Genomic DNA, 21,572 nt, shown 5'->3' on the forward strand with positions numbered 1-21,572 from the left:
TACTTCAAAATCTATTACCATGGAGTAAAGAAGTTCAAGAAAGCTGCAAATAACCCTTACTGTAATACAAAACTATTGTAGCAAGGGTTATTTGTTATATCTATATACCGTTTCATTTTGCGCTTACCATAAAAAAACCTCCTGTATATAGTGTCATGCCTTTAGGCATGCAATATTATTATACAGAAGGTTTCTTTTTTTATTTAGCTATATAGTTTGAGTGGGTCTCATACCCGCAATAGCTGGCTCTATTCCCCGCAACCACTGGCTCACTTTTCCGCACAGATGGCTCTATTTGAATGCAATATTCATAAGATTCAAATGTTAATAAATTTTGAATCTTATAGGCTTTTTATAAGTGAAGAATGTTGTTTGTTTTTTTTAAATATAAACAGTATGGTATACTTAAACAGTGTTACTTTTATAATTAGTTATGGAGGATTGTTAGTTGAAAAATAATAATAAGAAAAAACTGTTTATTACTTTGTCAAGTGGAATATTACTGTCATTAGCAACCAACCAAGATGTCATTTATGCTGTTGAAACAAATAATATAGAGCATAGTAGCAATATTAATATTGAAGTAGTGAATAACTCAATTATTATTGAAGAATTAGTAGCCTATAATATGGACGATGAAAATAAGGAAGAGGTTCAAGATTTAATTGGTCAGGTTAAAATTACAAGGATTGACGAAAAAACATATAGTTTAACTGGCAATACTTTAGATAATAGTGAAGTAACGCTTGTAATTAATGATATTACCAAATATGTAAGTCAAGCGAACGAAAACGGCTATTTTGAAATGGAAATTAAAGATTTTACTGATGATTCAACTATACAGGCTTTCATAAAAGAAAATTCGGAAATTACATATGCAGCTACGCTACAATTTATTGAATATTTCCAAGAATTAGAGATAATTAAAAATGGATCAAATTTAGAAAATTCAAATAGTAATGAAAATGTTGAATTAAAAGAAGAAACTTTTCCAGAAGTAGAAGAACCAGTAGAAACACCTGTTGAAGAAGCTACTCCAGAAGTAGAAGAACCAGTAGAGAGACCTGTTGAAGAAACTGTTCCAGAAGTAGAAGAACCAGAAGAGACACCTGTTGAAGAAGCTACTCCAGAAGTAGAAGAACCAGAAGAGACACCTGTTGAAGAAGCCACTCCAGAAGTAGAAGAACCAGAAGAGACACCTGTTGAAGAAGCCACTCCAGAAGTAGAAGAACCAGAAGAGACACCTGTTGAAGAAGCTACTCCAGAAGTAGAAGAACCAGAAGAGACACCTGTTGAAGAAGCTACTCCAAAAGTAGAAAAAACAGCAGAAACACCTGTTAAAGAAGCTGCTCCCGAAGCAGAAGCACCAAAAGCTAAAATGGCTACAATGTCAACTTTTTCACTAGCTAGCACAGTTTCTACACGATCTGCTATAAATGGAGTTTATACTGTTCAGTCTGGAGATTCACTTGGAGCTATAGCAAATTCCTTTAACCTTTCCTTAAGTCAAGTATTACAGTGGAATCCTCAAATAAAAAATGCAAACTTAATTAGTGTAGGACAGAAAATTAATGTAACTAAAGAGGCATACAACAAATATCTAGAAGATAATAAAGGGAATAATCAAGCACAACCTCGTCCTTTTAAAACCAATCAAGAATTTATAGATTTTATAGCTCCTTTCGCTGTAGAAATAGCAAATGCTTATGGTAAACCACAACTATATGCTTCAGTAATGATTTCGCAAGCAGCGCATGAAAGTAATTTTGGTAAAAGTTTATTGTCATTACCTCCTTACTATAATTTGTTTGGAATCAAAGGAACGTATAATGGTGAATCTGTACCTATGGGAACTTGGGAAGACCTTAATGGGAATATTTCTAACATAACAGCTAATTTTAGAGACTATCCTTCTTACTATGAATCAATGATGGATTACGCTGATTTACTTAGAGGCGGATTATCTAGTAATTCTAATTTTTATTCTGGAGCATGGGTAATAAACACAAATTCTTATCAAGATGCCACTAAGTATCTTACTGGAACATATGCAACAGATACAAAATATAATATCAAAGTGAACAATTATATAGAGCAATATAATTTAACTCAATACGATACAAAAATCGTAGATTCAGATGTGGAAAATACTATTAATGTTTCGTATGATGCTTTAGTTTCTTTGAGTGGCTATACCATAGATACAAAACCTTGGGGAACTCCCGGCTATCAAATGGTAGATAAGACAAACACTTATTTAGGTTCTAGCGTGCGTGTTATAAAAGAAACAACTAATAGTAAGTATGCTTTGATTTCATATAATGGAACTGTATTAGGATGGGTAGACAAAAAAGCTTTAGAAATTTCTTCAGAAATAAAAGATGTGGATTCTTCTGTACCCGTTGATTATAAGGCAGAGATTTCTAAAACTGGTTATTCAATAGATACTTTACCTTGGGGAACTTCCGGTTATAGAACGATAGCTAAGTCTACTGATTATATTGGACAAGAAGTAGATGTAGTTAAAGAAGCTAAAAACGGTTCTTATTCATTAATTTCATTAAATGGTGAGTTGCTGGGCTGGATCGATAGTAAAGCTATTGCGTTTTATGATGTTGAAACAGATATTTCTTCTTCTCATGATACTTTATACAATGCAGTTATAAGCAAAACAGGATTTTCTGTTGATACAAAACCATGGGGAACAAGTGGATACCATACACTTAGCAGTACTTCGGATTATTTAGGAAGAACAATTCAAGTAGTGAAAGAAACTAATAATAAGAATTATGTATTAATTTCTTATGACGGAGAGTTACTAGGATGGGTAGATAAAAAATCACTAAGAACTTTTGAAGTTGTAACGAACGTAGCCTCAACTCAAGCTGTTTCTTATAACGCTACAATTGGTAGTACTTCTTACTCAATCGATACCATGCCATGGGGAACGGCTGGATATCAGACAATTGCTAAAACTAATGATTATGTAGGCGCTGAAGTTAAAGTTATTAGAAAAACTAATAATGGAAACTATGTACTCATCTCTATTAATGGGGAACTATTAGGATGGGTAGATAAAAAAGCTGTTCAAACATATACAGTTGATACTAATGTTTCATCATCTAAAACAGTTTCTTACAATGCTATTCTGAAATCAGGATACTCAGTTGATACGAAACCATGGGGAACTACAGGATATCAGACTATTGCTAAAACTACTGATTACAAAGGTATCCCAGTTAGCGTAACCAAAGAAAAAGGAGCTTATGCATTAGTTGAATCGAATGGTAAAGTATTAGGTTGGGTAGATAAAAAAGCTCTCCAATCGTATACAGTTGATACTAACGTTTCATCATCTAAACCAGTTTCATATAGCGCTACTATTTCAAGTTCTGGTTATTCAATTGATACAAAACCTTGGGGAACTAGAGGATATAAAACTATTGCAAAAACGACAGATTATATCGGAAGACAAATTAAAGTAGTAAAAGAAAAAGGAGCATATGCTTTAATTTCTTTAGATGGAGTAACTTTTGGATGGGTAGATAAGAAATCATTAAGCAATTAGAACAAAATGTGTAAAAAATACGTAGTCATATTTTTTATTGCAATTGTATTAAAAATACAATTGCAATTTTTTTTTCTATTGGTACAATAATATAGAAAAGTATCGTCAATTATTGTGGCAATTTAATAAGATTGCCAAGGAAAAGGTGAAGAAATGTCACAATCAAGATCAGAAATACGAAATAAAAAAAGCGGGAAAAAGAAACCTTCGTTTATGAAAAAATTAGGTTGTTCTATCGGAATCATCTTTTTAGTGTTGCTTATAGCAGCTGGTATTTTTGTATGGAAAGTTTATAGTGATGTAACGAGCACGACAGATGAAATTTATCAAGACGTTGACAAAAATGAACTTCGAGAAGATCCGGTTGAAGTTGGAAATAAAGAACCGTTTTCTATCTTGTTGTTAGGGGTGGATACCGGAGATCTAGGTCGAACAGAACAAGGCAGATCAGACACTATGATGGTGATGACAGTGAATCCTAATACCAATCAAACATCTATTGTAAGTATACCGAGAGATACATATACGGAAATTATTGGCCGAGGTACTATGGATAAAATCAATCACGCATATGCTTTTGGTGGCGTATCTATGTCTATGAACACAGTACAAAACTTACTGGGTGTACCTATTGACTACTATGTTGAAGTCAATATGCAGGGGGTAAAAGATATCGTAGATACTTTAGGCGGAGTACAAGTTACACCTGCTTTGTCATTTGACTATGATGGGTACTCATTTGTTGAAGGTCAAACAACTACCTTAGATGGAGATGCGGCGCTAGCTTATTCTCGTATGCGTTACGATGATCCAAATGGCGACTATGGTCGTCAAGCTCGTCAAAGACAGATTATTGTGGCTGCAATGAGCAAAGTAGCTTCATTATCTACTATTATGAATTACCAAGGAGTTTTAGGAACTCTGGAAAATAATATGCAGACAAACCTTACTTTTGATAACATGGTCTCTATCTTCAATGATTATAGAGGTGCTGTTTCAAACGTTGAACAAATTCAATTAGAAGGTTCTGGAACAAAAATCGACGGTATCTATTATGCCATTATCGATGATAGTGAATTAGCTGCTGTTTCAGGTGCTCTTAAAACGCAACTTGAAATTGAGTAGAAGTAAAGTCCATGATTGAGTTCATGGACTTTCTTACTTTCTTGCGACAAATGTCAAAAACAATTGTTTTATCATATTTTTTTTGCTAACATTAGATTATTATTGAATAGATAACAAAAGAGGAAGTGCACATTAATGAACATTACTGTAGTAGGATTAGGATACGTTGGTTTGTCTAACGCTGTTTTATTGGCACAACACAATCGCGTGCGTGCGTTAGAAATCGTTCCTGAAAAAGTAGAACTGATCAACCAAAAAAAATCCCCTATCGTGGATAAAGAGATCGAAGAATACTTAATAACTAAAGAGTTGGATCTAACAGCTACAACAGATAAAAAATTTGCATACGAAGAAACAGAATTGGTGGTGATCGCTGCACCAACAAACTATGATGATAAGAAAAACTATTTTGATACTTCTGCAGTGGAAGTAGTGATTGAAGATGTCTTAGAATATGCGCCGAATGCGACTATGATCATCAAATCAACGATTCCTGTAGGATATACAAAAGAAATCAATGAAAAGTACCATACGCAAAATGTTGTTTTTTCTCCTGAATTCTTAAGAGAAGGAAATGCTTTGTATGATAACTTGTATCCTTCAAGAATCATTGTAGGAGCTAAAACGGAGAAAGCAAAAGCCTTTGCTGATTTAATGGTTCAAGGAGCTATTAAGGAAGACATCGACGTGCTATTCATGGAGTCTACAGAAGCTGAAGCGGTGAAATTATTTTCAAATACTTATTTAGCTCTACGCGTAGCTTACTTTAATGAATTGGATACGTATGCTGAAGTAAGAGGGTTAGATACTAAATCAATTATTAATGGTGTAGGCTTAGATCCACGTATTGGAGATCACTACAACAATCCTTCATTTGGTTACGGCGGCTACTGCTTGCCAAAAGACACCAAACAATTATTGGCCAACTATGAAGATGTGCCAAATAATATCATTGGTGCTATAGTGGATGCGAACAGAACGCGTAAAGATTTCTTAGCTTCACAAGTAGTGGCTAAAGATCCTAAAGTAGTCGGGATTTACCGCTTAACGATGAAAACAAATTCGGATAATTTTAGAGCTTCTTCGATTCAAGGAATTATGAAACGGATTAAAGCTAAAGGAATTGAAGTAGTGGTTTATGAACCTGTATTAAAAGAAGCTGAATTTTATCATTCAAGAGTTGTGAATGACTTGGAAGAATTTAAAAAGATATCTGATGTGATCGTGACAAACCGTGTTACTGAAGAATTAGCTGATGTTGAAGACAAAGTTTATACAAGAGATTTATACCACAATAATTAAGGTTGACTAGACTAATTTGTGAGACAATACAAATTAGTCTTTTCTTTGCGAAAAAAATGGAATGTTGGAGGAATCAAATGACTCAAAAATGGGTAGTTTTTTATGTATCCTCTCATGGATTTGGACATATGACGAGAAGTTTAGCAGTTATCGAAGAAGTAATGGAGAAAACGGATTACCATGTTTACTTAGTATGCGGAAAATACCAAAATGACTTTGCAAGAAATTACTTAGCAAAATACCAAAACCGAATGCAATTTAATGATTTTCAGACAGATGTTGGTCTAGTAACAACAGACAATAGTCTAGTGATTGATGCTAGAGAAACAGAACGACAGTTAATCGATTTCGTTGGAAAATGGGAAGATATTGTTGCCAAGGAAGTCGACCATTTGAAATCATGGACAGTAGAATGTGTAATCAGTGATATCAGTCCAATAGGAGCACTAGTCGGAAAAGAATTGAACGTACGGACAATTGGTTTATCGAACTTCACTTGGGTCGAACAATACGAATACTTTTATTTAAAACAAGAGATCATCGATCGTTTTAAAGCAGCTTATACTCACTTTGATGAGTTTATTGAATACGCATTGGCACTTCCAATGGAAAGTATTGCCGCTCCTAAAAAAGAAATCGGTTTTGTGGCTCGTGAGTTAAATTGGAGAAAAATCAGCGACCTTAAACAATATTATGGAGCGAGTATTTTTATTTCATGTGGTAAAGCTGTAACTTTAGACAATATCCACGTTGAAAATTACAGCGGAACAATTTTTACGACTAGCGGAGTAACCGTTACTGGAAGTGATCATGTAGTGAAATTGCCGGTTGATACATTAGATACACACAATTATCTGGCAGCTAGTGATATAGTGATCGCTAAAGCAGGATGGGGAACGATTTCTGAAGCCATTACGGCGAATAAAAAATTGGTGTTGATTGAGCGGGAGAGTGTTCTGGAAGATTCACACAATATTCAGTGCTTAACAAATAATCATGTAGCTCTCTCTATCAAAGAGAGCGATTTAGGGTCTTTGGATATTATGGAACTGGAAGCCATAGCGGACCGAAAGATTTCATTTGAAAGACTGAACCGTTACACTAACCAACAAGATAAAGTAGTGGACATGTTAGGATTGAATTAAACAGCTTTGGTGGGGTATATCTACTCTACCGAGGCTTTTTTTTGTTTGCTATCGTTTCAATTAATTGTATCTAGAGAAGTAAAAACGTTATAGTAAGGGCATAGAAAAAAGAAAAGGAGCCTTTACTATGACGAATTCAGCAGATTATTCTTCAAAAGAGTATTTGAATAAAGTAGATGCTTGGTGGCGAGCAGCGAACTATCTTTCTGTAGGGCAATTGTATTTGAAAGATAATCCTCTGTTAAAGCGTCCTTTAAAAGCAAACGATTTAAAAGCTAATCCAATCGGCCACTGGGGAACGATTCCCGGACAAAATATGATTTATGCTCATTTGAATCGTGTCATCAATAAATATGATTTAAACATGTTCTTTATTGAAGGACCAGGACATGGAGGTCAAGTGATGATTTCCAATGCCTATCTAGATGGCAGTTATACAGAAATCTATTCCGACATCACAGAAGATGAGATCGGTATGCAGAAGTTGTTTAAACAATTTTCTTTCCCAGGAGGGGTGGGGTCACATGCGGCTCCAGAAACACCTGGATCTATTCACGAAGGTGGAGAATTGGGATATTCGATGTCGCATGCGGTAGGATCGATTCTAGATAATCCAGATGTTATTGCAGCAGTTACGATCGGAGATGGTGAAGCAGAAACGGGAGCTTTAGCTACTTCGTGGTTTTCGAATGTATTTATTAACCCTGTAACGGATGGAGCAGTATTGCCTATACTGCATTTGAATGAATATAAGATTGCCAATCCAACGATTCTTTCCAGGAAAACAGATGAAGAGCTGACAGCTTATTTTGAAGGAATGGATTGGGATCCTATTTTTGTAGAAGGTACTGATGCAGAAAAGGTTCATTCTCAAATGGCAGAAAAACTGGATTTAGTGGTTGAAAAAATACAAACGATTCAAGATACCGCTCGTGAAAATAGTGCTGAAGAAGCTAAAATGCCTAAATGGCCTGTGTTGATCGTGCGTACCCCTAAAGGATGGACTGGTCCTGTAGAATGGGATGCAGAACCTATTGAAGGGTCATTTCGTTCCCACCAAATCCCTATACCTGTAGACCAAGAAGATACTGAGCACATGGATGCGTTAGTCGACTGGCTCAAATCGTATCGTCCTGAAGAGTTATTTGATGAAAATGGAGCTTTGGTTCCAAAAATTAAAGAAATAGCTCCAAAAAGAGAACGCCGAATGGCTATGAATCCTATCGCCAATGGAGGAATTGACCCTCAATCGTTACAATTACCCGACTGGCGGAATTATGTGCTGGACATTCAGGAACCGGGATCTGAAGATGCGCAAGATATGACGGAGTTTGGAAGTTTTGTACGGGATATCGTGACAAAAAATCCTTCTAATTTCCGAGTATTTAGTACAGATGAAATGAAATCTAATCGGTTGAATCGTGTATTTGAAGTTACTAATCGCCAGTGGATGGAGTCGATCAAAGAACCACAAGATGAATTTCAATCTGCAACTGGAAGAGTCATTGATTCTCAATTATCCGAAAATCAAGCAGAAGGTTGGTTAGAAGGATATGTTTTAACCGGCAGGCATGGATTTTTTGTCAGCTATGAAGGGTTCTTACGTGTTGTTGATTCGATGCTGACACAGCATTTCAAATGGCTGCGTAAGGCTAATGAACTCCCATGGCGCAAAAAATATTCTTCTTTAAATATCATGGCTTCCTCAACCGTTTTTCAGCAAGATCATAATGGCTATACACATCAAGATCCTGGAATTCTCACCCATTTAGCGGAAAAGAAAGCTGAATTTATTCGAGAATATTTGCCAGCGGATGCAAACTCATTGCTTGCTGTCATGGATAAAGTATTTCAATCAGAGCAAAAAATCAATTTAATCGTTTCCAGCAAACACCCTCGTCCACAATTTTATAGTATGGAAGAAGCTGAAGAATTAGCAGACAAAGGTCTGAAAGTCATCGACTGGGCTAGTAGTGATAAAGATGGCGAGCCGGATGTAGTAGTGGCAGCTGCTGGTACAGAATCAAATTTAGAAGCTTTAGCAGCAGTCTCCATTTTACGGGAACATTTCCCTAAATTAAAAATCCGCTTTATTAATGTGGTGGATCTGCTCATTTTACGTAGTCAACGTAAAGCGGCGCATGGGCTAAGTGATAAAGACTTTGATGGGTATTTTACCAAAGATACTCCAATTGTTTTTGCTTATCACGGTTACGAGGGATTGATTCGAGATATGTTTTTCGATCGGCACAATCGTAATTTGACGGTACATGGCTATCGCGAAAATGGAGAAGTCACCACTCCGTTTGATATGCGTGTATTAAATAAAATGGACCGTTTCACATTAGCTAAATCCATCGCTTCAGTTGGTCTTGGTTGGACTTCAGATGGCTTTACAAAAGAAATGGATGAGTTGCTGCAAAAACATCATGATTACATTCGTGAAGAAGGTAAAGATATACCGGAAGTAACAGAATGGAAATGGAAAAATAGTTAAATAGAAATCAAATAGAATGAGTCCTCACTGATGGGTGGGGACTTTTTACGTTGTCAATTCGCTACTAGCCATGTGGTTAGAAGTTCGCTATAATAAATAGAAGAGAAATCGCCTTGTTCTGATAGAAAATGAAGGAGTGTTTTACATGATTGATTTGCATTGCCATATTTTACCTGGCATTGATGATGGAGCTAAAACGATCGAAGATTCCATGGATATGGCAAGAACAGCTGTGGAAGAAGGGATCACTCACATTTTGGCTACCCCTCATTACAAGAATGGACATTGGGATAATGAGAAACCAGATATTTTGCCTTTAGTAGAAGAAGTACAAGAAGAGTTGGATGCAAGAGGTATCCCGTTGACCCTCTTTCCGGGACAAGAAGTTCGCATCACCGGTGAACTTATGGAAGATATTGAAATGGGAAATGTTCAGTTTATTGATGAAAGCAATCAATATGTGCTGATTGAATTTCCCACACCGTCGATTCCTGCATATACAGAAACCTTGTTCTTTGAATTGCAGCGTTCAGGTGTGACACCAGTGATTGTACATCCTGAGCGGAACCATGCCGTACTAAAAGACCCGAATGTTTTAATGCCGTTTATCGAAAAAGGAGCCTTAGCTCAATTAACAGCAGCAAGTTATACGGGTGGATTCGGGAAAGACATCCAACAAGTCAGCAAAAAGCTGATTGAGGCTAATCTCGTACATTTCATCGCTTCAGATGCGCACAATATCAATAAACGTTCATTCCATATGAAAGCAGCCTTCGAGAAGTTGGAAAAAGAATATGGTCCGAATAAAGTAGAAGAATATCAACAAGTCACGAAGGATTTGGTAAATGGAGAAGTTATTGTCCCTCCGACTCCAATGAAAATCAAACGAAGTAAATTATTTGGATTATTCTAGCAGCGTTTTTAGGCTTGGTGAGTAGACCAATTATACTAGGAAAAGGTGTTTGGATTTAGTATACTTGTAGAGAGTCTTATGAATGAATAAGTCATTTAAAAAAGTAATCTAGGAGGAAAGAAATGAAAAAAGTAAGAAAAGCGGTTATTCCTGCAGCAGGATTAGGGACAAGATTTTTACCTGCTACAAAAGCGATGGCAAAAGAAATGCTGCCGATCGTAGACAAGCCAACGATCCAATTTATTGTGGAAGAAGCGATTCAATCAGGAATCGAAGAAATCTTAGTGGTGACTGGTAAAAGCAAACGCTCGATTGAGGACCACTTTGATTCCAATATTGAATTGGAAGAAAATCTAAAAGAAAAAAATAAACTTGAGTTGTTAAAGCTGGTTGAAGAAACGACAAAAATCAAGTTGCATTTCATTCGTCAATCTTATCCTAAAGGTTTAGGGGATGCAGTGTTGCATGCTAAAGCTTTTGTTGGAGATGAACCATTTGTTGTTATGTTGGGGGATGATCTGATGATTGATAAAGAACCCTTGACGAAACAATTGATCAATGAATACAATAAAAATAAAGCTTCCAATATCGCTGTAATGGAGATACCTAAAGAAGATACTTCTAAATACGGCATCATTGATCCAGAACGTCAAATCAGCGAAAAGCTGTATAACGTACGTCAATTTGTTGAAAAACCTGCACCAGAAGAGGCTCCTAGTAATTTAGCGATTATCGGACGTTACTTATTAACACCAGAGATATTTACTATACTTGAAAATCAAGAACCAGGTGCTGGGGACGAAATCCAATTAACGGATGCGATTGATAAGTTAAATACGACACAACGGGTTTTTGCGCATGTTTTTACTGGAAAACGATATGATGTCGGGGATAAATTCGGCTTCATGCAGACAAGCATTCAATATGGACTAACTCACCCGCAAATCAAAGACGATTTAGCTCAATACATTATTGAATTAGGGAAAGAATTGGAAAGTAAAAGCACGAAGAAGAAATAAAAAAAGATCTTCATCTTCTAGCGTTGGTAAAGAAATTTTCTCCGGTCTACGGGGTTGCTTATGGAGAGCCATGGGAACGCCTTGAGCCGGAAACGCGTCTCAAGGCTTGCAAGCGTCAAACTTAGCGTAACGGCTAAAGCCTAACGCTAAGTAATTCCCATTGCATCCTCTTTCATGGCTATAAGCAACCCCGTATTCCTCCAAAAAATCCTAGGAATGAGTTTTTAACGGTTTAGAATTAATTTTTTTTCACTTACCAATGTCAAATGATATAGAACCATAAAAAACAATGGAACAGCTGACTCTTTTATAAATAAAGAGTCAGCTTTTTTTTGAATGATTGATTCTGCTGAGAATGATATTCTGTGTTATACTGCAGATAAAGAATTTTTGGACGTACTTGAATAGTATATAAGGAGCTTCACGAATGAGGGGTTTAAGTAAGAGCAGAAAAAAATGGTATATGGTCGGAGTTGTGATACTGGTGCTAGGATTCGTAGTCAGTATTTATATACTGAGCCGGAATGACCGGAAACAAGCAGCAATGACGGCTAATTATGTCAATTCAGATGCTTATCAGCGAGAAAGTATATTAGATCGAGCTAGGTTCGTATCCCAAAGAGATGGAATAATGAATGTAGTAGTTTTAGGCAGCAGTGTGACAAAGGGGTTAGGGGCAACTGAGACCCAGCCTGTATGGGGCAGATTGCTTGAACAGCATTTGAATGCTTATAGCGAGATCAACGTGAATGTGCAGAATCATGGCTATAGCGGCTACAGTACTTCGGACCTGATACAAAACAACAAAATTGTGCCGGTTATTGAAGAAGAACCAGACATGATTATTTTTGAGTTGTGTTTAATCAATAATAATCGTTATCCGCAAAATACTCTTGTTCAAACAAAAGCCGATATCCAGTGGATCATGGAGGCTTTTACTAGAGAACTGCCGGATACATTGGTTATTTTCACGACAGCCAATCCTACGATCTATAATGATGTACTCCTTGCAGACGGGAAAATAACTTATGATCAGTACAATAAAGAAATCGCTACGTTTATTACCGAACAAAATTGGCCTTTAATCGATATCTATCAATTGATGCAGACAGAATTAGAAGAAGAGCATGTAGCTGTAGAGGCTATTCTGGATGATCATGTCCATCCGAATGGCGATGGTTATCAGTTGTGGTTTGATGTAATGGTAGAGAAGTTGAGTGTTCCGGTGAGTGGGTTGTAAACAGTAGTTGCTAGATGAAGTTTTTTGTATAGCCAATACAAAATAGAGGATACAACTAGAGGAGACCTAAAAATAAAATTAGATGTGAACCAAGTGAAAAAGTAGTGAAAAATATAGATAAACAACAAGCTGGAGGTTTGCTGATAAAGAACGGATTTGGTTATTTGATTCAGCGGAAAAATTAGTGAGTGATATGATCATCAGTCAATCAAAAAAATATGATGCTAATATAAACTATAAAAAATAATCAGTTGTCAGCTAGATAAGTTCAAAGCATCTTTCAATGAGGGACTACAAGCATATCATTTGCCATTTTACTCGATTTTTCTTATTCTTAGAGTATAGTAAAAGTCATTGAGGAGGCTAAATAGAATGAGTCAAAAATTTGATGATTTGAAACAAAAACTTAAGAATGTTGATAAAGCGCAGATTGGTGATTTAATGAAAGATTTTCAACGGGCTAAGGAAGACGGAGAAATCAATGAAAAAGAACGCCAAGAACTGATGGATGCAGCTAAAAATGCAATAGGCGATAGTGGTTTCAAAGGATTTGGACTCTAACTTAAACAATTAAAATAATAAAGCTTAGATCTGTATTGGTGGTACTGATCTAAGCTTTTTCTGTTTCAAAAATGATTGAATTGACGTGAATCCAATTTTACAGGCGTTATTGTTTAGCAAAACGAAAGAATAGCGTATAATAAATTTATAAAGCAATTAAAAATGAATAGAAAAGAGGAAATCGTATGACAAAAGCAGGCGCATTTTTAAAAGGAGCAGCAATCGGGGCAGCTCTAGGATTGTTATTTGCTCCAAAATCTGGAGAAGAGTTAAGAAAAGATTTAATGAAAAAAAGAGAAGAAGCAATGGGGACTGCCAAAGGATATGCGGATATGGCAAAAGAAAAAGGTGCTGATTTACAACAAGTAGCTAAAGATGCTTCAGATGATATTCGTGTAACACTAAAAGACGGCTATGAAGAAGTAAAAGGCCAAGTGCAAGATACTGCTGATCAAGTAAAAAGTGATGCAGAGGATGCTAAAGATACTGCCAAAGAAACAGCTGAAGAAGTAAAGAATGAAGCTGAACAAGGCAAAGCTGAAGCTGATGCAACGGTACAAAATCCTCAAGATTAAGTTGGCTTTTTATCGAATTCATTAAGGATGATTAATGAAGGAGGAAAAAAATGGGACTAGCTATAAGTATCATATTGCTTTTATTGGCTGCAGCATTGATTTTCTTGAACATTGATGCCACTTTGCAACTGAACATAGGATTTACGGAAATGACTGTTCCTTTATGGGCAGTCATGGTAGGGTTTTTGGTGATAGGTTTGGTTGCAGCATGGCTGATGGCTCTTTCAAAAGAAAGAAAAAACAAAGAGACTCTAAAAGAAAAAGACGAAAAGCTAAGAGATCAAGATGACAAAGTAAGAATAGCAGATAAGACAAAAGAAGAGGCTGTAGTACAAGCTAAAAGAGAATCAGAATCTGAGCTGATCAGAAAAAATGCTGAGATCGAAGGTTTGAAGAAACAAATAGATAGTCTTGAGGATGAACTGAATAGGCATTTACCGAATCATTCCACTTCAGGTATGGAAACGAGTACACAGCATCAACCTGTTGAAGCTCCTATTACTCGAACAGAAAAACAGTCGACTGAAGTGCAAGTAGAACCAAGCGATAAAAGAAAATAAATAGAAAAACTCATCATACAAAATCATCTTGCGATTGACTTGTATGGTGAGCTTTTTTATCAACAGAAAAAAAGTAGGACGAATTCGTCCTACTTTTTCTTTACCATCTAATCGGCTTAAGATCTTTTTAAGTCATCATCATTATCAACAGTGACATCACCTTGAGTATCGACGTCTAGATCTTCTTTACGAAGTGTTTCAGATACTTCTTTAGTTTCTTCTTTAGTTTCTTTGTTTACAACAACTTCATCTGTAACTACTGGACGTTTCGTTACTTCAATTTGTTCTTCTGTAATAGGAATAGTAATTTCTTCTTCATCACCTAGGACTCCATCAGCTGGTTCATTACCAGTAACAGGTCGTTTTTCAATCGTTACTTCCTCATGTTTTACAGGTACTTCTACTGTTTTTGTTTCTTCAGTAACGTTTTTCTTAATATTAACTTCACCAGTTTGAACTTCATTTGTATCTACGTCTAATCTTTCTTCTTGTAGAGTGATTTTATCCGTATCATCTACTGAATGATCTGTTAGAGTTGGATCAACCTCAGGAACTGGATCCGGATCAGCCACTACATTATCTCCCGGAGTTAAAGCAGGATCAGGCATAATACCTTCTCCAGGCAATGGAGTAGGATCAATTACTGGCGGTACTGCGGTAGGGCTTGAAGTATCTAATGTATCTGCGTCAGTAGTATTTACATTATCTGCACCCATGTTAGGGTCACCATCTACTAGCACAATGATATTTCCGTTATCAATGTCTTCTTTGTAGTTATATAAAACATCGTCATCACGATTGTAATCGGGAGAGTCGTAAGAAGTTTCATCATAAGTGTCTACAGTAAAGACATCTTTGATTTTATCCCACATCGATTTGTCGTCATCGTTATCTGTTGCTCCATCATAATTCGTGGTCACATCTACATCTGTGTCCATTGAAATAGAATCTTTAACAGATGAATTAGTGACTAATGTAATATCATTTTCTGCATACCCTCGAGAAACTAAGACGTCAATTGCTTTTTGTGCTTCTTCTATAGATAAATAACTTCCTTCTACAAATTTGCTCATTATTGATTTCCTCCTTATTTCTTCTTGGCTATTTGATACAACTACATTGTACAAATTTTCGACACATTTGGCTAATGATATGATTTGATGAAGATAAAACTAAGGAAAAAGCTTCCACATAGACGATATTCATCGTTTATGCAGAAGCTTTATCGAAACATTATTCAACGGTAACGCTCTTAGCCAAGTTTCTTGGTTTGTCTACATCATTACCACGGTGCAAGCTAGTGTAGTATGCAATCAATTGAGTCGGGATGACACTCACGAGAGGAGTCAATAATTCATGAACTTTTGGTAATACATAAGCATCGCCAGCTTGTTCTAAGCCTTCCATAGCAATGATCATACTGTGAGCTCCACGAGAAATAACTTCATGTGAATTTCCGCGTGTGTGCCCAGCCGTTTTTCCGTCTGTAATGATCGAAATAACAGGAGTGCCTTCTTCAATCAAAGCAATCGTTCCATGTTTCAATTCTCCAGCCGCAAAGCCTTCTGTTTGAACATAAGAAACTTCTTTCAATTTTAAGGCAGCTTCCATAACCAGGTAGTAATCAACACCGCGTCCAATATAGAATGCATTACGGCTGATACTCAAATGAGTTAAAGAAAGCTGTTCAAAAATTTCTTTGTCATCAATAACGGATTCAATAGCATTGGCTACGATCCCAATTTCGTGAGCAATATCGATTTCGATAGGCAATCCCTTAGCTTTGGCCACTAATTCAGCCAAAATAGATAGCACCGCAATTTGCGCTGTATAGGCTTTAGTAGAAGCAACAGCAATTTCTGGACCAGCGTGCAACAATAATGTAAATTGTGCTTCGCGAGAAAGAGTAGAGCCAGGTACGTTAGTAAGTGTTAGAGATGGGTAACCCATTTCGTTTACTTGGACTAATACTTGACGACTATCAGCCGTTTCGCCACTTTGTGATAAGAAGATAAAGAATGGTTTTTCAGTTAATAACGGCATATTGTAGCCGAATTCGCTTGATAAATGCACTTCTGTAGGAATTTGAGTCATTTTTTCAAGCAATTGTTTTCCTGCCCATCCCGCATTGTAACTTGTACCACAAGCTACGATATAAATACGGTCACTAGCTAAAACAGCCTCCAAAATTTCAGAATCCATTTCTAATTTGCCGGCTTCATTTTGGTAGTTTTGGACAATTTTCCGCATAACAGCTGGTTGTTCGTCGATTTCTTTCGCCATGTAGTATGGGTAAGTGCCTTTACCTAAATCATTTGCGTCTAAATGTGCGGTATAAGAATCGCGTTCGATCACTTCACCAGATAAATCTTCGATCTGAATGCCTTCATTTGATAATGTAGCTACTTCACCGTCCATCAGCTCGATGAATTGATTCGTTTCACGAATCATAGCCATTGCATCACTACAAATCACATTAAATCCATCACCAGTACCTAATAGTAAAGGGCTTTTGTTTTTTGCTGCATAAATCACATCTGGATTTTCGTTATCTACTAATGCTAAAGCATATGAACCTTTTAAAGTAACGATAGCTTTTTTAAAAGCATCCATTGTATCTAATCCTTCAGATTCAGCAAACCAAGCAATCAATTGAACGATGATCTCAGTATCTGTATCACTGTGTAATGGAACATTAGTTAAGTAAGCATCGCGTACTTCTGTAAAGTTTTCGATAACACCGTTGTGAACGATAGAAAAACGACCACTGTTTGATTGATGCGGGTGAGCGTTGTCTACACTTGGAACTCCGTGAGTTGCCCAACGTGTGTGGCCGATCCCTGAAAAAGCCGAAACAGATTCATCCACTTTATCTCGTAAAGCAGCAATACGTCCTTTTTCTTTAAATAAATGACCCGTTTTTTGATCATCCATCACGTAGATTCCTGCTGAATCATACCCGCGATACTCTAAAGTATCTAAACCATTTAACAAAATTTCTTTTGCATCTTTATTTCCGATATATCCTACAATTCCGCACATTCATTATTCCAACTTTCTATGGTATTTTTTAATTTTTAACTTGCGTGTAGTAGATGCCAACCAGCTCGTAAAACGTACGATATTAATCAGTTTATTTAATTGGTATAGACAATATCAGGAACGCTTGGCAACGAGAACAACTAAATAGTACAGCACTAGCAAAAAGATGTCAATGAATTGTTTTATTTTTATTTAAAAATTGGTCTATACGAAATGCGCGGAGGCAAATAGGCACTCTAAAAACAGTAGTGCTGTCAGCGTATATAGTAAACACACTCTTGACACAAACGGGCGTGACAAAGTTGACAGTAGGATGCATTGAAAACGCGTTCAATAAATTGTAAGCTTTTACATGAGAAAAGGAATATTATTTAAAGGAGGAAATGTCGTGGAACAAACAGTATCAAAGTCAAATACAGGAAGAAAGTCGGCCGTTCAAAAGTTTGGTAGTGCTTTAAGTGGGATGGTGATGCCGAATATTGGCGCTTTTATTGCATGGGGGATTATTACTGCCTTATTTATCGGAGACGGTTATCTACCAAATGAACAATTGGCCACTATTGTAGATCCAATGTTGAAATTCTTATTGCCATCATTGATTGCTTATCAAGGTGGGTATAACGTATATGGTCAACGTGGAGCAGTAGTCGGAACGATCGCTACATTTGGTGTCATCATGGGTTCAGAAGTACCTATGTTGATTGGAGCTATGGCTCTTGGTCCATTAGGCGGTTATTTAATCAAGAAATTTGATCAAGTCTTTGGAGACAAAATTAAAACGGGACTGGAAATGTTGGTCAACAACTTCTCAAGCGGTATTATTGGTTTTATCATGGCAGTCATTGCCTTCTATATTGTTGGACCATTTGTTCAAACCTTGACAGATATTATGGGTCAAGGCGTAGCGTGGATCATGAATGCTGGTTTGCTTCCATTAGCAAATATCTTTATTGAACCAGCAAAAATTTTGTTCTTAAATAACGCTATCAACCATGGTATTTTGACACCATTGGGTATTGAACAAGCTGCCGAAGCAGGCAAATCGATTCTATTCTTATTAGAAGCTAATCCTGGTCCTGGTTTAGGTATTTTAGCAGCGTACATGGTTTTTGGTAAAGGTTCATCTAGATCTTCTGCTGTTGGAGCATCAGTTATTCATTTTGTTGGTGGGATTCATGAAATTTACTTCCCATACGTATTGATGAATCCATTATTGTTCTTAGCTGTTATTGCTGGTGGGATCGCTGGTACCTTTACAAATGTACTCATGGGTTCAGGCTTAGTTGCAGCTGCATCTCCTGGTTCAATCTTTGCAATTTTAGGGATGACGGCTAGAGGCAGTCACATAGGCGTTATTCTAGGGGTGCTTGCAGGTGCAATAGTTTCCTTTGCAGTAGCCGCTTTGATATTGAAAACAACTAAAGTAAAAGATTCAGATGAAGAATTTGACGCTAAAGTTCAAGAATCTCAAAATCTTAAGTCACAATCAAAAGGTCAATCTGTTACAGCTCCTGTAACAACTTCAGTGAGCAACGTGAGTGATTCAGCAGTGTCTAAAATTATTTTTGCTTGTGATGCAGGAATGGGTTCAAGTGCAATGGGAGCTTCTCTAATGCGTAAAAAAGTCAAAGAAGCGGGATTAGACATTCCTGTTACAAATTCTTCTATCAGCAACTTGCAAGATGAAGAAGGGTTACTGGTTATTACACAAGAAGAATTAACGGACCGAGCTTCTCAGAAAACTCCTGGGGCAACTCATGTGTCTGTAGATAACTTCTTAAGCAGTCCTAAGTACGATGAAGTTGTGAATCGTTTGAAAGAACAATAATTGAACCATTCATAAAAATTTAATAAGGAAAGTGGTGTAATTTATCTTACACTGCTTTCCTGTTTATTGATTTAATGAGAAATTTTTTTCCAGAGAGGAGGAGGAAATTGTATCTATCTAATCGAGAAAAGAAATTGGTAAATATATTTTTGGAACAACCAAATGGTGTGACGATCGATTATTTGAGTGAACAATTATCTGTCAGCAATCGTACCACTTATAGAGTCATTTCCAGTATGGAAAGTGCGTTAGCTCAGTTCCAAATAAAGTTGACTCGAGATACGAAAGGGTATCGTCTGATCGGGAAAGATGTTTTTTTAGAAAAACTAAAAGAACAAGTCAGCTCTCCCCTAGAAGAACTGTCAGTCCAACAAAGGCAAAGCAAATTGATCATCACATTATTGATGGAAAAAGAAGAGGTCAAAATGGAGTCTCTTGCCATCGATTTAAATGTCAGCGTGGGAACGATTCAGTCAGATTTAGTCTCTATTGAAGAAGTATTTAACGAGTACCAAATTAGAATCAACAGGCGAAAAGCAAAAGGAATCATAGCTGAAGCTTCTGAAAGTAACCGGCGTTTGATCATCAGCGGGCTGATTACCAGTGAAATCAACGAATACGATTTTTTTCAATTGTTTGATCGAAGCAATCAATTAAAACAAGAACGGTGGAAAAACATTCATAACCCTTTTCTGGATGAATTAAATCCTGAAGATCTTGAATATGCTTATAAGGCATTGAAAGAGATAGCGGGATTCAATACCGAAGAAGTGACGGATACTCAATTTCAACGTTTGGTCATTCTATTGTGTATTTCTATTACACGAATGAAACTGGGGCTGTTGCTGGATGAGATTCAATTAAATACACCAAAGACGATAGCCCATAGTAAAAAAAGTCAAATGATGGCAACCAAAATTATGGAAAATATCCAATTGGTTTATCATTTGGAAACCTTACCCATAGAAGAAAAGGAGTTTTTAGCTCTGCAGATTCAGGGGCTGAACATTCCTCTAAAAAATGAATTTTATGAAGATTTTGATGTCAATCTAGGGTATAAAGTTCGTGAATTGATTCGGCTGGTTTCAAAAGATCTGGGTTGGGATTTTTATCTGGATGAGACTCTATATCAGGATTTGCTGCAGCACGTATCTGCAGCATTAAATAGAGCACAAGCTCCTATGCCAGAAAGCAATAATCCGTTGCTCAATAAGATTTTTGAGGAGTATGAAGAAATCAGTTTTTCGGTACAAAACAATTTAAAAACCATTTTTCCAAGTACGAAATTTTTGTCGAATGAAGTAGTCTATATCGTTATCCATTTTGCGTCTGCTTATGAACGAAATCCACGTACTCAATCGTTGTCCGTACTTGTTATTTGCTCAAGCGGGGTTGGCACAGCCAAAATCTTGGAAAGCCGGTTGAAGAAGCACATTCCTGAAATTACAGAGATCGAAATTTCCCAAATCTCGCAATTGAGCAATGTGCATTACGAAGAATACGATTTGATTCTTTCGACAGTATTTCTTCAAGGTTTTGAGACGGAGTATAAAGTGGTCACGCCTCTTCTAATGGATGATGAGGTGAAGAGTATCAAGTTGTACACCCGACAAATATTAGCAGAGAAGAAAAATAAAAAGGAAATGCAAGACCAATTGTATTCCCATAATCATGCAGAAGAGAATGATTTTAAAGATTTCTTCGAAAAATTGTCTGAAGTGAATACTGTTCTAGAGAATTTTGATTTGATTCTTATCAATAATCCCTCAAATATAGAGGATTCTCTAACCTTAATGTGCCAGAGGCTTGAAGGGGAGATCGTATCAAATACTAGAGAGGTAAAAGAAAAATTAGTCAAACGAATGGTACTAGCACCTATTGGATTGCCTAGCACCAATATGGCGTTGTTTCATTGTATTGATGAAGCGGTCCTGAAACCTTATTTTGCTATTTTTGAATTATCGCATCCCTTCCAAATTCAGGCTATGGATAAGAAGAATCTTCAGATGAAACGTGTGTTGATGATGCTGGGTCCCGATCCATTAAGTAAAAAAACGCAAGATATATTAGGGGCGATCAGTGCAGCGATTGTAGAAAGTTCCGTCAATATGGAATTATTTAATTCAGGCTCAAAAGAATTGATCAGTCAATTTTTAAATCATTTGTATTTAGAAAAAATAAAAGCTTAGTGAATAGG

General features: G+C 36.6%; 15 protein-coding genes. 13 read left to right on the forward strand and 2 right to left on the reverse strand.

Annotated features, from left to right (window positions below; genetic code table 11):
* Window positions 1–448: 448 nt before the first annotated feature.
* The 11 genes from ACEN4L_RS08400 (at window position 449) to ACEN4L_RS08450 (ending at window position 14,505) form a co-directional block, all read left to right on the forward strand.
* The gene (locus ACEN4L_RS08400) at window positions 449–3,568 is read left to right on the forward strand and encodes a GW dipeptide domain-containing protein (RefSeq protein WP_407096905.1); all 3,120 of its coding nucleotides are present in this window, start codon (window positions 449–451) and stop codon (window positions 3,566–3,568) included.
* A gap of 153 nt (window positions 3,569–3,721) precedes the next feature.
* Window positions 3,722–4,693: an LCP family protein gene (locus tag ACEN4L_RS08405; protein WP_407096906.1), complete on the forward strand. Its 972-nt coding sequence runs from the start codon at window positions 3,722–3,724 to the stop codon at window positions 4,691–4,693.
* Between the two features lie 135 nt (window positions 4,694–4,828).
* Window positions 4,829–5,995, forward strand: a complete 1,167-nt coding sequence (locus ACEN4L_RS08410; RefSeq protein WP_407096907.1) for a nucleotide sugar dehydrogenase — start codon at window positions 4,829–4,831, stop codon at window positions 5,993–5,995.
* 77 nt (window positions 5,996–6,072) lie between these two features.
* Window positions 6,073–7,140: a glycosyltransferase gene (locus ACEN4L_RS08415; RefSeq protein ID WP_407096908.1), complete on the forward strand. Its 1,068-nt coding sequence runs from the start codon at window positions 6,073–6,075 to the stop codon at window positions 7,138–7,140.
* A gap of 127 nt (window positions 7,141–7,267) precedes the next feature.
* Window positions 7,268–9,637, forward strand: coding sequence for a phosphoketolase (locus tag ACEN4L_RS08420; RefSeq protein ID WP_407096909.1), 2,370 nt, complete (start codon window positions 7,268–7,270; stop codon window positions 9,635–9,637).
* A gap of 145 nt (window positions 9,638–9,782) precedes the next feature.
* Window positions 9,783–10,550: a tyrosine-protein phosphatase gene (locus ACEN4L_RS08425; protein WP_407096910.1), complete on the forward strand. Its 768-nt coding sequence runs from the start codon at window positions 9,783–9,785 to the stop codon at window positions 10,548–10,550.
* A 122-nt stretch (window positions 10,551–10,672) separates the two neighbouring features.
* Window positions 10,673–11,569 (forward strand): UTP--glucose-1-phosphate uridylyltransferase GalU, encoded by an 897-nt coding sequence (gene galU / locus ACEN4L_RS08430; RefSeq protein ID WP_407096911.1) that lies wholly within the window; start codon window positions 10,673–10,675, stop codon window positions 11,567–11,569.
* Between the two features lie 427 nt (window positions 11,570–11,996).
* Window positions 11,997–12,809, forward strand: a complete 813-nt coding sequence (locus ACEN4L_RS08435; protein WP_407096912.1) for an SGNH/GDSL hydrolase family protein — start codon at window positions 11,997–11,999, stop codon at window positions 12,807–12,809.
* Between the two features lie 372 nt (window positions 12,810–13,181).
* Window positions 13,182–13,370 carry a hypothetical protein gene (locus tag ACEN4L_RS08440; protein WP_407096913.1) on the forward strand — a complete coding sequence of 63 codons (189 nt, stop codon included), beginning with the start codon at window positions 13,182–13,184 and terminating at the stop codon, window positions 13,368–13,370.
* 185 nt (window positions 13,371–13,555) lie between these two features.
* The gene (locus ACEN4L_RS08445) at window positions 13,556–13,945 is read left to right on the forward strand and encodes a YtxH domain-containing protein (RefSeq protein ID WP_407096914.1); all 390 of its coding nucleotides are present in this window, start codon (window positions 13,556–13,558) and stop codon (window positions 13,943–13,945) included.
* Between the two features lie 50 nt (window positions 13,946–13,995).
* Window positions 13,996–14,505, forward strand: a complete 510-nt coding sequence (locus ACEN4L_RS08450) for a lipopolysaccharide assembly protein LapA domain-containing protein (RefSeq protein ID WP_407096915.1) — start codon at window positions 13,996–13,998, stop codon at window positions 14,503–14,505.
* A gap of 116 nt (window positions 14,506–14,621) precedes the next feature.
* Here the strand turns inward: ACEN4L_RS08450 and ACEN4L_RS08455 are convergent, their stop codons facing one another.
* Together ACEN4L_RS08455 and glmS are read right to left on the reverse strand one after the other, a co-directional pair.
* Window positions 14,622–15,578: a YsnF/AvaK domain-containing protein gene (locus tag ACEN4L_RS08455; RefSeq protein ID WP_407096916.1), complete on the reverse strand. Its 957-nt coding sequence runs from the start codon at window positions 15,576–15,578 to the stop codon at window positions 14,622–14,624.
* A 160-nt stretch (window positions 15,579–15,738) separates the two neighbouring features.
* On the reverse strand, window positions 15,739–17,547 hold the full coding sequence (glmS, locus tag ACEN4L_RS08460; RefSeq protein WP_407096917.1) for a glutamine--fructose-6-phosphate transaminase (isomerizing): 1,809 nt from the start codon (window positions 17,545–17,547) through the stop codon (window positions 15,739–15,741).
* Window positions 17,548–17,935: 388 nt separating this feature from the next.
* Between glmS and ACEN4L_RS08465 the strand changes: the two genes are divergently transcribed.
* Window positions 17,936–19,375, forward strand: a complete 1,440-nt coding sequence (locus ACEN4L_RS08465; protein WP_407096918.1) for a PTS mannitol transporter subunit IICB — start codon at window positions 17,936–17,938, stop codon at window positions 19,373–19,375.
* A 107-nt stretch (window positions 19,376–19,482) separates the two neighbouring features.
* Window positions 19,483–21,564, forward strand: coding sequence for a BglG family transcription antiterminator (locus tag ACEN4L_RS08470; RefSeq protein ID WP_407096919.1), 2,082 nt, complete (start codon window positions 19,483–19,485; stop codon window positions 21,562–21,564).
* The last annotated feature ends 8 nt before the right edge of the window (window positions 21,565–21,572 follow it).

The sequence above is a fragment of the Desemzia sp. FAM 23988 genome, assembly GCF_045528365.1.
Classification (GTDB): Bacteria; Bacillota; Bacilli; order Lactobacillales; family Carnobacteriaceae; genus Desemzia.

What these genes read in the sequence shown, in the direction of transcription:
- ACEN4L_RS08415 (WP_407096908.1), top strand. Translation starts at nt 6,073, where the DNA reads ATGACTCAAAAATGGGTAGTTTTTTATGTATCCTCTCATGGATTTGGA.
- ACEN4L_RS08435 (WP_407096912.1), top strand. Translation starts at nt 11,997, where the DNA reads ATGAGGGGTTTAAGTAAGAGCAGAAAAAAATGGTATATGGTCGGAGTT.
- ACEN4L_RS08420 (WP_407096909.1), top strand. Translation starts at nt 7,268, where the DNA reads ATGACGAATTCAGCAGATTATTCTTCAAAAGAGTATTTGAATAAAGTA.
- ACEN4L_RS08405 (WP_407096906.1), top strand. Translation starts at nt 3,722, where the DNA reads ATGTCACAATCAAGATCAGAAATACGAAATAAAAAAAGCGGGAAAAAG.
- galU (WP_407096911.1), top strand. Translation starts at nt 10,673, where the DNA reads ATGAAAAAAGTAAGAAAAGCGGTTATTCCTGCAGCAGGATTAGGGACA.
- ACEN4L_RS08450 (WP_407096915.1), top strand. Translation starts at nt 13,996, where the DNA reads ATGGGACTAGCTATAAGTATCATATTGCTTTTATTGGCTGCAGCATTG.
- ACEN4L_RS08445 (WP_407096914.1), top strand. Translation starts at nt 13,556, where the DNA reads ATGACAAAAGCAGGCGCATTTTTAAAAGGAGCAGCAATCGGGGCAGCT.
- ACEN4L_RS08425 (WP_407096910.1), top strand. Translation starts at nt 9,783, where the DNA reads ATGATTGATTTGCATTGCCATATTTTACCTGGCATTGATGATGGAGCT.
- glmS (WP_407096917.1), bottom strand. Translation starts at nt 17,547, where the DNA reads ATGTGCGGAATTGTAGGATATATCGGAAATAAAGATGCAAAAGAAATT.
- ACEN4L_RS08455 (WP_407096916.1), bottom strand. Translation starts at nt 15,578, where the DNA reads ATGAGCAAATTTGTAGAAGGAAGTTATTTATCTATAGAAGAAGCACAA.
- ACEN4L_RS08410 (WP_407096907.1), top strand. Translation starts at nt 4,829, where the DNA reads ATGAACATTACTGTAGTAGGATTAGGATACGTTGGTTTGTCTAACGCT.
- ACEN4L_RS08440 (WP_407096913.1), top strand. Translation starts at nt 13,182, where the DNA reads ATGAGTCAAAAATTTGATGATTTGAAACAAAAACTTAAGAATGTTGAT.